The organism is Tibeticola sp. (genome assembly GCF_022759015.1).
Classification (GTDB): Bacteria; Pseudomonadota; Gammaproteobacteria; order Burkholderiales; family Burkholderiaceae_C; genus Tibeticola; species Tibeticola sediminis.
The window spans coordinates 1-11,225 of record NZ_JAEMQB010000126.1 but is presented as its reverse complement, the minus strand read 5'-3'; the positions used below and the strand labels follow the sequence as shown (position 1 = coordinate 11,225).

At 69.8% G+C, this 11,225-nt stretch carries 9 protein-coding genes and 1 pseudogene; 4 read left to right on the top strand and 6 right to left on the bottom strand.

What is annotated here, in order from left to right:
* Positions 1 to 350: 350 nt before the first annotated feature.
* Both JHC36_RS08060 and JHC36_RS08055 read right to left on the bottom strand, forming a co-directional pair.
* Positions 351 to 1,319, bottom strand: coding sequence for a CoA transferase (locus tag JHC36_RS08060; protein WP_287918041.1), 969 nt, complete (start codon positions 1,317 to 1,319; stop codon positions 351 to 353).
* Positions 1,316 to 1,999: a Crp/Fnr family transcriptional regulator gene (locus tag JHC36_RS08055; protein ID WP_287918039.1), complete on the bottom strand. Its 684-nt coding sequence runs from the start codon at positions 1,997 to 1,999 to the stop codon at positions 1,316 to 1,318. The genes JHC36_RS08060 and JHC36_RS08055 overlap by 4 nt, the downstream gene beginning before the upstream one ends.
* A 371-nt stretch (positions 2,000 to 2,370) precedes the next feature.
* Between JHC36_RS08055 and JHC36_RS08050 the strand changes: the two genes are divergently transcribed.
* Both JHC36_RS08050 and JHC36_RS08045 read left to right on the top strand, forming a co-directional pair.
* On the top strand, positions 2,371 to 3,219 hold the full coding sequence (locus JHC36_RS08050) for a DUF4395 domain-containing protein (RefSeq protein ID WP_287918038.1): 849 nt from the start codon (positions 2,371 to 2,373) through the stop codon (positions 3,217 to 3,219).
* Between the two features lie 80 nt (positions 3,220 to 3,299).
* Positions 3,300 to 3,695 carry a hypothetical protein gene (locus tag JHC36_RS08045; protein ID WP_287918037.1) on the top strand — a complete coding sequence of 132 codons (396 nt, stop codon included), beginning with the start codon at positions 3,300 to 3,302 and terminating at the stop codon, positions 3,693 to 3,695.
* A gap of 140 nt (positions 3,696 to 3,835) precedes the next feature.
* On the opposite strand, the gene JHC36_RS08040 is transcribed toward JHC36_RS08045, so the two are convergent.
* The 3 genes from JHC36_RS08040 to JHC36_RS08030 all read right to left on the bottom strand — a co-directional run bounded on the left by JHC36_RS08040 (position 3,836) and on the right by JHC36_RS08030 (position 6,838).
* Positions 3,836 to 4,864: an RNA methyltransferase gene (locus JHC36_RS08040; protein WP_287918043.1), complete on the bottom strand. Its 1,029-nt coding sequence runs from the start codon at positions 4,862 to 4,864 to the stop codon at positions 3,836 to 3,838.
* Between the two features lie 98 nt (positions 4,865 to 4,962).
* On the bottom strand, positions 4,963 to 5,937 hold the full coding sequence (locus tag JHC36_RS08035; protein ID WP_287918036.1) for a Bug family tripartite tricarboxylate transporter substrate binding protein: 975 nt from the start codon (positions 5,935 to 5,937) through the stop codon (positions 4,963 to 4,965).
* Between the two features lie 79 nt (positions 5,938 to 6,016).
* On the bottom strand, positions 6,017 to 6,838 hold the full coding sequence (locus JHC36_RS08030; protein ID WP_287918033.1) for a creatininase family protein: 822 nt from the start codon (positions 6,836 to 6,838) through the stop codon (positions 6,017 to 6,019).
* Positions 6,839 to 6,918: 80 nt separating this feature from the next.
* On the opposite strand from JHC36_RS08030, the gene JHC36_RS08025 reads away from it, so the two are divergent.
* Positions 6,919 to 7,254: a DUF167 domain-containing protein gene (locus tag JHC36_RS08025; protein WP_287918031.1), complete on the top strand. Its 336-nt coding sequence runs from the start codon at positions 6,919 to 6,921 to the stop codon at positions 7,252 to 7,254.
* Here JHC36_RS08025 and JHC36_RS08020 read toward each other — a convergent pair.
* A complete protein-coding gene (locus tag JHC36_RS08020; protein ID WP_287918029.1) occupies positions 7,246 to 8,556 on the bottom strand; it encodes a class I SAM-dependent methyltransferase in 1,311 nt (436 codons plus the stop codon). The genes JHC36_RS08025 and JHC36_RS08020 overlap by 9 nt on opposite strands.
* Before the next feature lie 250 nt (positions 8,557 to 8,806).
* Here JHC36_RS08020 and JHC36_RS08015 point away from each other — a divergent pair.
* A pseudogene (locus tag JHC36_RS08015) lies at positions 8,807 to 11,041 on the top strand (protein-disulfide reductase DsbD family protein); the annotation flags it as partial.
* Positions 11,042 to 11,225 lie beyond the last annotated feature (184 nt).

Genomic DNA, 11,225 nt, shown 5'->3' with positions numbered 1-11,225 from the left:
CCGTCAGCGTCCGCTGCTGGATGACCGCCAAAAGCCGGTCGAGCATTTCATTGTCCGGGTCTGCGGCCGTGAAAGAAGGCTCGCTGTTTGATGCCATAACAAGGTTCCACGCAGGCCATCACATCGCGTGAGGTTAGGGCAACGCTGAACAAGCCCCTCGCGCGCCGCGCATCGCCATCGCGGGGACCTATTCAGCGTTGCCTGAAATGCGCAGCCTCATCTTGGGAAACTTTTGTGACATAACCGTGACACCTGTTGAATATCCCTGACTGTTCGCATGGCGTTCAACGGCGTCAAAGCGGTGCGGCCGTCATGAGGCTGCTACCTGCGTCGATACCCGGCAGGGCCTTTCATTCGGCTTCGCCCAGGGTCTGCAACGGAATATCCGCATGCTCGGCGAGGGCGTCGAGCGCGGCGCGGGTCTGCCCGGCGAAGAAGCGCGTGAGGCGCTCATGGGTCTCGGGGGCGAACAGGGTGGAGAGGCTGCGGTATTCGATCTGGGCAGCACGGCAAAGCGCCTGCGCGAAGTGGGGCTCGAGGGCGGCGACGGCCACGCGGCCGTCGGCGCAGGCATAGACCCGGTAGCCCGCATGCGCGCCGCCCACGGCGCCTTGGCGCTGAGTGAGGCCCCAGCGCAAGGGCAGCGCGAGCCAGGCGGCGGCTTCCGACAGCGCCACCTCGACCGATCGACCCCGCCGGGCCATGCCGCCCCGCTGGGCCGTGCCGCCCGGCGCGCGCTGGGCCAACACGACTTGCAGCACCGCCTCGCTCGCGAGCAAGGCGCCAGCCATGTCGGCGAACAAGGTCGGCGGCAGCTCGAGGCCGGGGACCAAGCCGGCTTCGGCCAGATAGGTCAGGTCATGCCCCGGCGCTTCGGCCCGCGCGCCCGGCGCGCCGACGATGGCCACCAGGGACAAGTGCGGATGTGTGCGCCGCAGCTGCCCGGCACTGAGCCCGAGCTTGCGCAACGCCGAGGGCCGAAACGAGGTCAGCAGCACATCGCTGCGCGCCAGTTCCCGCGCCAGCGCCGCCTGCCCGGCCTCGGTCTTGAGGTCGAGCGTGCGGCGGCGAATGCCTGCATGCAGTTGCGCATAGGCGCCGGCGTTGTACTGCCCCATCGGGTCGCCTGGGGTGTCGGCCGGCGCACCCGGGGGCGCGGGCGGCTCGATTTTCAGGCAGCGCGCGCCCATGCTCGCGAGCCGCATCAAAGCCGCCGGCCCCGGCAGATTGAGCGCCAGGCTCGTGATGCGCACGCCGCGCAAGGGGCGCAGGCTCGGCGCGGCGGGAAAGGCGGCCGTGGTGGGGGCGACGGGGTTCATGGCGATGACTCCTGTTTTTTGCACTCTGTGCGACGGCGCACGCCCGTCGGTGGTTTGGGATGCGCGTCGCGTACCCACACGACGGCCGCGGGCTCGCGTCGGATCTGGCCGCTCGCCTCGAGCCGCGCGACGCAGCGGTAGAGCGCCTCGTGCGAGACGCCGAGTTCGGCCGCGAGGGACTTGAGCCCGCCTGCGGCGGTCTCGAAACGCCCGCCAGGCGCGGTGGCGAGCCAATGCAGCAAGCGGTCCTGCACACGCTGGAGGGACAGCCGCTCGCACTGCTGGCGCAGCCGGCGCAGTTCGCCGTTGAGCATGGCGATCCAGCGCAGCGCAAACGCCGCGTCCGCCGCCAGCGCGGCCCGCAGCGCCGCCGCCGGGATGCGGGTGATGCGCGCGGACAGCGTGACGCGGGCGTCGCAGTGGTAGCGCGCCGATTGCAGGCTGGCCTCGGCCACGAAACCCTGGCGCTGGCGCTGCAGCACGAGCAGCGCGCCCCCGACACCCGGGCGCTCGAGCACCACCTCGCCAGCGGCGACGAAAAACATCCACTCCGGCACGGCCCCGGTGTGAAACAGCCGCTCGCCCCGCGCCACCGACATGGTGCGGCACTGGGCATGCAAAGGCGTGGGCAAAAGCTCGGCCAGGGTGTCGGGTAGCGTGTCGGGTACGGCGGTGTCCATAGCGGGCGGCGCTTCGGGTGACGCTGAATGATCCTAAATCCGGCAGTTGACCGCTTTTCGTGAAACGCAAGGTGTTGACGCTTCAACAATTTTCGGTGCGGAGGCCGTTCACCGCTTGGGTGAGCGCTGCGCACCCGTTCGAGCCGCCCTTGGGCGCGGGGGCGGCGTTGCAAATCCTCGCCATGGCAAACGCCATGGCTGTGGTTTGCGCCTTGCCCGCGCGCCCGATGACGGCCCGCCCGGGTGCGCCCAACTGCCGGATTTAGGATGATGGGCCGGGATGGTGCGCGGGGGGGCGGGTCCGGCGTTGCGCCGGGTCGTATGACAGACATCATATGCCGCGTCGGCGCTGCGAACGCATACTGCGCTGCATGACCAAGGATGCTGCCCTCAAACCAACACCCCCCACGCCGAACTGGCGGCGTTTTGGCGAGTCTGTGCCCGGCTACGAGGTGCCGGTGCTCAATGAACGGGCGGTGCGCGCGGCTGCGGGTTTGCTGTTCGTGCCGGCTCTGATCTCCTTCATGAATGCCTGGCTGCTCGGCAATTTCCAGCCCACGCGGCTGTTCGTCGTGGCCTTTCTGATCGACTTCGCGCTGCGGCTGTTCGTGAGCCCACGCTGGGCGCCGAGTCTGGTTCTGGGGCAATGGCTGGTGCGCCGGCAGCAGCCCGAATGGGTGGGCGCGCCGCAAAAGCGCTTCGCCTGGGCCATCGGCTTCGTGCTGGCGCTGACGATGTTCGTGCTGGTCGTGGTCCAGCAGGTCATCGGGCCGCTCAACATTTTGGTCTGCGCGACGTGTCTGACGCTGATGTTCTTCGAATCGGCGCTGGGGATTTGCATCGGCTGCAAGCTCTACAACCTCATCCGGCCCGAGGCCGCGCAGCACTGTCCCGGCGGCAGCTGCGCTCTGCCGCCCGACCCCGCCGTGCAGGTGGATCGCCGACAAGCTGCCGCTGCTGCGGCCTATGCCGCGGTGCTGGCCGTGGCCGCGTCGCTGCTGGCTCCGGCGCCCACGCCGACGGCGGCGGCGATGAAAGCCCCTGCGGCAGAGACAACCGCGGCGGTTGCGCCGCAAGCCAGCGCACCCGCCAACGCCCCAGGTTCAGCCGCGTCCGCAGCCACTGCCGCGGCTGCAGCCGAGGCCGAGCGATGCAAAGTGCCCGACTTCGCCAAAGCCATCGGCCATGAAGAAATGTGGAAGCGCCACAACCACTGCTGAATCCGACCCCGTGCCCGCGCGCGAGGACCGGATTCGGCGTTCGATCCAACGCTCAACGCTCAACCCTCAGGCCCATCCCCATGCCCCGTCTTCCCCTGCCCCGCCGCGGCTTCCTCAGCCTGCTGCTTGCCGCCGCTGCCAGCGCCCATGCCGCCAACCCCACGGTGGAGATCATCGCGTTTGCGCACCCGCCGGTGCTCAACGCGCTCAAGCCCTTGCGCGATTGGCTGGGCCAGCAAGGCAAGCGCGTCCGGTGGGTCGAAACCGACATGGAGTCGCCCGCCGGGGCCCAGCGCCTGCGCGCCCTGGGCATAACGAGCCACACCCCGCTGGTGATCCTCGTCGACGGACGCTATGCGCACACGCGCGCCGACGGCAGCACGCTGGCCTTGATCGGCTTCCCGTCGTCCGGCGGCGGCTCTGCCTGGACGATCGAGGACGCCAAGGCCATCATCACGGGCGCCATGCAGCGCTGACCCCCCTGTCGCGCGCCATCGCGGGAACTCATCCAGCGTCGCCCTGAACGCCGCGCCCCGACATTGAAGAAAAACGGCGACCCACCCGCTTCAAACGGTCACTGTCTGCTCTTTTTATAGGAGCAATCGCACGGTCCCGATCAGCCGATTCCCGCACCCGCCGCGACCGCGCGGGCGCGCAGTTGGCCGCAGCCGCCTTCGACATCCTGCGCCGCCGAGTGGCGCAGCTTGGTGAGGATGCCGCGGCGGTGCAGGTGTCGCGCCATTTCGGCGGCGCGCGCCCAGTCGGGCCGGCGCCAGGGCAGGCCGGGCACGGCGTTGTAGGGGATGAGGTTGAGCACGGCGTAGCGACCGTGCAGCAGGCGTTCGAGCCCCTGGAGTTCGTCGTCGCCGTCGTTGACGCCTTCGATCAGGGTCCACTGCACCTGCACCGGGTAGCCGCTCTCGCGCGCCCAGGCATCGGCGGCCTCGACCAGCTCCTGCGGCGACAGGCGCGGCGCGCGCGGCAGCAGTTCAGCGCGGCGCGCGGCGTCGGTGCTGTGCAGCGAGAGCGCCAGCGCCGGCTTGACCCGGCAGCGCGGCAGCCGCTCGAACACGCGGGCATCGCCCACGGTCGAGAGCACCAGGTTTTTGTGCCCGATGTCGCCCGCAGTGCCGAGCAGCTCGATCGCATCGAGCACCGCGTCGAGGTTGTGCGCGGGCTCACCCATGCCCATGAACACCACCTTTTTCACCGGCCGCAGCGTGCGCGCCAATGCAACCTGCGCAACGATTTCGGCGCTGCCGAGCTGGCGCAGCAGCCCGCCCTGGCCGGTCATGCAAAACACGCAGCCGACCGCGCAGCCCACCTGGGTGGAGACGCACAAGCCCGGCGTGCGCCCCGGCGCGAGCAGCACGCTCTCGACCGTCTGCCCGTCGGCCAGCGCGACGAGCAGGCGCGCCGAGCCGTCCTCGGCCGGGTGCAGGCTGTGCAGCCGCGCCAGGCCCGCCAGCGCCTCGCTGAGCGCGGGCAGCGCCTCGCGCAGCGGCTTGGGCAAAAAGTCTTCGACACGGCGCCGCCCGCTGGTCTGCGGCCGGGCCTGGGACCACAGCCGCAGCACCCGGTGCTGATGCGCGTCGTTCGCGCCCAGCGCGCGCAGACGCTCGCGCAGCGCGCCGAGGTCGGCCAGCGCCAGCGCCGCAGCGTCAGGACGATCGAAGCGGCGCAGCGGTGCTGGCACGAAGGTGGATGCGACGTCGCGGGTGACGGCGAACGCGGGGGCGGTGTTCACTGCGGCTTGAACCCGCTCTTTTCGATGATGCCGGCCCAGGTCTTGCGGTAGGCCGCCTCGCGCGCGGCGAGCTGCGCGCCGGTCATGAATTCCACCGTCAAGCCCATCGCGGTGAGCCGGTCCCGCACCGCGGGCTGCGCCAGCACCTTGGCGAGCGCCGCGGAAAACCGCTCCAGCGCCTCCTTGGGCGTGCCGGCGGGCGCGAAGACGCCGTAGAACGGCTCGTCTTCGAGCCCCTTCAAGCCCAGCTCGGCAAAGGTCGGCACATCGGGCAGCGTGGCCTGGCGCTTGCCCCCGAGCACGGCCACCACGCGCAGCTTGCCAGCCTTGTGGTTTTCGATGAAGTCGGGCACCGAGCCCACGCCCGCGGCGATCTGGTTGCCCAGCATGTCGGCCATCATCGGCGCACTGCCGCGGTAGGGCACGGCGACCAGATCCAGACCGTAGCGCTTGGCGATGAGCTGCACCAGGAATTCCGGCGTGGACGCCGGTGCGGGAATGCCCACGTTGCTCTTGCCGCCTTGGGACTTCACCCAGGCCAGGTACTCGTCGAAGCTCTTGGCCGGGGTGCCGCCGGAAACCGCAAACGCGTTGACGAAGCTCGCAAAGCCCGCCACCGGCACGAAGTCGCGCGCACTGTCATAGCCGGGGTTCTTCACCACCATCGGAAGGATGGTGATGGTGTGGTCGTGCGAGACGAAGAAGGTGTGCCCGTCCGCCGGCGCGGCCTTGAGCGTCTGCGCAGCGATCTGGCCGCCCGCGCCGGGCTTGTTCTCCACCACCACGGGCACGCCCAGGGCCTCACGCAGCGGCTCGGCGAGCACGCGCGCCACCGCATCGGTGCCGCCGCCGGGCGGAAAACCCACCAGCAGCTTGACGGCCGCTCCCGTCTGGGCCGAAGCGGCGAAGGCGGTGCAGGCGGCGAGGGCGCACAGGGCGCGGCTGAGCCAGAGGCGGCGGGGTGGGGTCATGGTGGGCTCCTGGGGTCGGGATGATGCGAAATTATGGCCACGCACAACCAGCCCCCGTGCGGATTCGCTGAAAGCGGCGTCAGCGGCTGCGCAGCGTGTCGGGCGGCAGGCGGTCGATCTCCGTCAGCAGCTGCGCCAGCGCGCGGCCGGCGGCCTCAACCAGCGAGCGGCCCACGGCGGCGTCGGCGGCCGCGGCATTGCCCACGGCACCCTCGGGGTTGTAGTCCTGCATCTGCCAGGCCAGCTTGGCGCTGCGGCCGTCACCCAGCAGGGGAAAGGCCGCCGCGCGCGCCTGCGCGGCCGAGGCGAAGGACCGCACCGCCTGCATGCGCACCGAAGCGGGCGCCAACGCGAGCATCATCGAAGTCTCGATCGCCCCGGCGTGGATGCCAAAACGCTGCTCCTCGGCGCCAAAGGCGGCCTGTGGATCGGCGCCGGTTTCGTCGCGCAGCGGCAGCTGGAACCAGCTCGTCGTGTAGACCAGCATTCCGAGCCGCGCGCGCAAATCCCGCGCCACCGGGTCGAGCAGACCGACCTGCCCGCCGTGGCTGTTGAAGAGGACGAGCTTGCGCACACCCGCTGCGGCCACGCACTCGGCCACTTCGGTCCACAGCCGCATCACCGTCTCGGCCTTGAGCGTGAGCGTGCCGGGAAAGGCGGCATGTTCGGGGCTGAAGCCCACGGCCTGCGTGGGCAAAAACAGCGCCGGCAGGTCCGGTGCCAGATGCGGCAAGGCCGCCGTCACGATGCCGTCGACCAGCGTTGCGTCCACCGACAGCGGTAGATGCGGCCCATGCTGCTCGGTCGCGGCGACCGGCAGCACGGCGATCGCCCGCGCCCGGTCGAGCGCCGCAAAATCGGTGGTGCAGAGTTGGGCCCAATAGCGCGCAGGTGGGTTCATGCGCGCATGGTAGCGAAGATGGGGCGCGGCGCGACCTATGATGGAGGCAACGCTGAACAAGGCCCCGCCAGCCCCGCCTCATGCAAGCCCGCAACGCCACCGGAGATTCGTTCTACTGCTGGGACGGCGACGTGCTCGTCGTCAACATCCTCGGCAAACCGAGCGCCAAGAAAGACGCGATCGGCGAGCCGCTGGCCAACCAGTTGCGCGTGAGCGTCAAGGCACCGCCCGTCAACGGCCGCGCCACCGACTACATGGTGCGCTTTCTCGCGCCGCAGTTCGGCGTGCGCGAATCGGACATCGAGGTCGTTTACGGCCGCGAGAACGTCAACAAGCAGCTGCGCATCCACGCGCCGAAAACGCTGCCCGAGGTGTTCGAGCGCTTCCCGCCGGGCGGCGCGCGCACCTCACGATGAGCCGGCCGCGTACATCCAGCGCCGCGACCACGGCAGCTCGCGCGCGGGACGGCCGGCGCGGCGGCACAGCACCTGGTAGAGCGCGATGCGGTCGTGCTCGAAGGCCCAGCGACAGCCCGCGAGGTAGACGCGCCAGATGCGAAAACGCTTTTCGTCCACCATGCGGCGCAGCTCCTCGGCGCGGGCCTCGAAGGCCTCGCTCCAACACGCGAGCGTGCGGGCATAGTGCCGGCGCAGGTTTTCGACGTCGAAGGCTTCGAGGCCACCGCGCTGCATCGTCGTGAGCACGGTGCCGATGTGCGGCAACTCGCCCTGCGGAAAGACGTAGCGGTCGATGAAGCGCCCGCCGCCGTAGGGCGTCTCGCCGTCGTCGGGGTCGGTGCTGGTGATGCCGTGGTTCATCGCCCAGCCGTCATCGGCCAGCAGGTCGTGGATGCGGCGGAAGTACTGCGGCAGGTTGGCCAGGCCCACATGCTCGAACATGCCCACGCTGCTGATGCGGTCGAAACGGCCCTCGACCTCGCGGTAGTCCTGCAGCCGGATCTCCACGCGGTCTTCCAGGCCGGCCTCGCGCACCCGATCGCGCGCGAGCTCGTACTGGTTTTGCGACAGGGTGATGCCCACGCAACGCGCGCCAAAGCGCTCGGCCGCGCGCAGCACCAAGGCACCCCAACCGCAGCCGATGTCGAGCAGCGTGTGCCCCGGCGCCAGCCGCAGCTTGGTGAGGATGTGGTCGATCTTCTTCTGCTGCGCCTCGGCCAGGGTCTCCTCGCCCGTTTCGAAGTACGCGCAGGAGTAAACCATCGCTGGGTCCAGCCACCGCGCGTAGAAGTCGTTGGAGACGTCGTAGTGGTACTCGATGGCCGCCCGGTCGGCCTCGGGCGTGTGGCGGGCGCGCTGCCGGTCTTGCCACGCGGTCGCCATACGCTGCATCAGCCGATCGAGCACGCTGGGCGCGGGCACGGCTGCTTCGGCAGCAGCTGAGTCGGCAGCCTCTTCGGCGGCCAGTTCGGCGAGCCGCCAGGCTGTGTCGATGATCTCGGACACCGAGCCCTCGAAGTCGATGTGGCCTTCGACATACGCCTCGCCCAGCGATTCAAGGCTGGGCGAAAGCAGCGCGGGCAGCGCCTTGGGGCTGCGCAGCGTCAGCCGCACCGTGGGCTCGTGCGGCGGCGCGCACAAATACACCGCAGCCGAGGGCTCGTCACCCCAGCAAATGCACAGGGGCAGCGGCGCGCGCAAGCGCACCCGTTCGGCCCAGGGTTCGAGCGCGCGAACCAACGCAACATCCAGGCTAGGCATGAGGTTCTCCTGCACAGAAAACCGTTCCTGGGGGATTATTCGCGCAGCAGCCGATGGGTGCAATGCCGCTACGGCGACGTTGAATCGGTTCCCGCGATGGCGCGCAGGGGACTGGTTCAGCGTTGCCCTATAGTGATCGACCGCCCACAGCGGCACGGGAACCTTGCGCCCGCGCCCGCACTCCGAAGGGCATTGCGCGGTGCAAAACAAAGACCCGCGCCCCTGAACCCAAGCCCCCATGCGCCTGACCATGTTGCCACACCCCCTACGAGTAGCTCTTTTTTTAATAGCACTGTTGTGCCATTTCACGCCGGGCTTCGCGCAAATTCTTGCCAAAAGCGTGGTCACCACGCCCGAGGTTCGCGCCGAACTGCTCGCGCATGCGCCGCAAGGCCTGCCGCGCGATCCGGGCCAGGCCGCCGCCCACCCGGTGTGGCTGGGCCTCAAACTGGTGCACCAGCCGCATTGGCACACCTACTGGAAAAACCCCGGCGACTCGGGCCTGCCGACCACGCTGGAATGGACGCTGCCCCCGGGCGTGCAAGCCGGTGAGATCGTCTGGCCTGCGCCCAAGAAGCTGCCCGTGCCGCCGCTGGTGAATTACGGCTACGACGGCACCGTGCTGCTGCCCGTGCCGCTGCGCTTCACGGCCGACTATCGAGCACCGGCCAGCGGCAAGCTCGATGTGCGGGTGAAGGCGAGCTGGCTGGTCTGTCGACAAGAGTGCATTCCGCAAGAGGGCGAGTTCGCGCTGTCGCTGCCGCTCGAAGGCTCGGTCGCGCTGCATGGCGCCGAGTTCGAAGCCGCGTTCGACGCCGCGCCCACCGACCTGGCCAGCCGCGCCCTCACTCGAGCCCGGGTCTAGGGTGAGCGCCTGCAGCTGCGCATCACCGGTTTGCCCGAGGCTTGGCGCGGCCTAGCGCTCGATGTGTTTCCCGAAACGCCGGAAGTGCTCGAATCGGCGAGCACCGAGCACCCCCAAGCCACCCAGCGCTGGGCCGGCGAGGTCTGGGAAGCCGCGGTGCCCCTCTCCAAAGACCGCAGCAGCAGCCCCGAGCAGCTCCCGCTGGTGCTGAGTGTGCGCGAAGGCCGCAGCGCGCCGCCCAAAGCCGTGCGCGTGCTCGCGACCGTCGAAGGCGGCTGGCCCGCCGCACGCGCGGCGGCGACCGTCTCCCCGGCGCTCGAAGCGGCGTTGCAAGCGAATGCGGCGAATGCGGCTTCGGGCGCGGCCCCGGCAGCGCCCGGCGGCGGCGCGGACATCGGGCTTGTCGCCGCGCTGCTCGGTGCGTTCCTCGGTGGGCTGATTCTCAACCTCATGCCCTGCGTGTTTCCGGTGCTCGCGATCAAGGTGCTGGCCTTTGCGCAGCATGCCGAGGACCGCCGCGCGCACCGCATCAGCGGCCTGGCCTACACCGTGGGCGTGGTCGTGTCCTTCGTTGCGCTGGGCGCGCTGCTGCTGGCGCTGCGTGCGGCGGGCGAGAGCCTGGGTTGGGGCTTCCAGTTGCAAAACCCCTGGGTGGTGGCGGGCCTGGCCGCGTTGTTCACGCTCATTGGCTTGAACCTCGCCGGGCTGTTCGAGTTCGGCAGCGTGCTGCCCTCGTCGCTCGCGAGTCTGCATGCGCGCCACCCAGTCGCCGATGCCTTTCTCACCGGCGTGCTGGCAGTGGCCGTCGCCTCGCCATGCACGGCGCCGTTCATGGGCGCGTCGCTCGGCTTTGCGGTGGCCCTGCCCGGGGTGCATGCGCTGGCCGTGTTCGCATCCATCGGGCTTGGCCTCGCGCTGCCCTATTTGGTGGCCGCATTCTCACCGGCGGTCGCGCGCGCGCTGCCCCGTCCTGGCGCCTGGATGGACACCTTCCGCCACCTCATGGCCTTCCCGATGTTTGCCACCGTCGTCTGGCTGGTCTGGGTTTTGGGACAGCAAAGCGGCATCGACGGCGCCGGCGCGCTGCTGGCGTTGCTGGTCGCGCTCGCCTTCGTCATTTGGGCGTTCACGCTGCAGGGCCGCGCGCGCTGGACGCTAGTCGCCGTGGCGCTCGCGCTGTTCGCCTGGACGGCGAGCGCCTTCGGCCCGCGCGTGGGGCAAATGGAGGCCACCAGCCTCAGCGACACCGGGGCGACGCCGAGCGCGGCGGCCGCCGACGGCGCGCTGGTCTGGGAGCCCTGGGCACCGGGCAAGGTCGAGTCGATCGTGGCCAGCGGCCAAGCCGTGTTCGTGGACTTCACCGCCGCTTGGTGCGTGACCTGCCAATACAACAAGAAAACCACGCTCGCGAACCCTGCGGTGCTCGCCGACCTGAGGGCCAAGAACGTGCGTCTGCTGCGCGCCGACTGGACCCGACGCGACCCCGCCATCACCGCCGAACTCGCCCGCCTGGGCCGCAACGGCGTGCCGGTCTACGTCCTGCACGCCCCGGGCCAGGCGCCCGTGGTGCTGTCGGAACTGATCTCGGTCGATGAACTGCGCGGGGCCTTGGGACGGTTGTCAGCGGGCCCGCCCCCTGCCCCCGCATCCCCAGCGGCCGCCGAGCCCGATTTTCAGCCGATTGCCAGCACAAAATAGTGCTCTCAACTTCAAAAAAAGGAGCGTCCATGATGACCGATGCCCCCTTTGATCGCGAAGCGCAGACGATCGCGCGGCTGCTCGACACCTGCCGCACGGTGGCGGT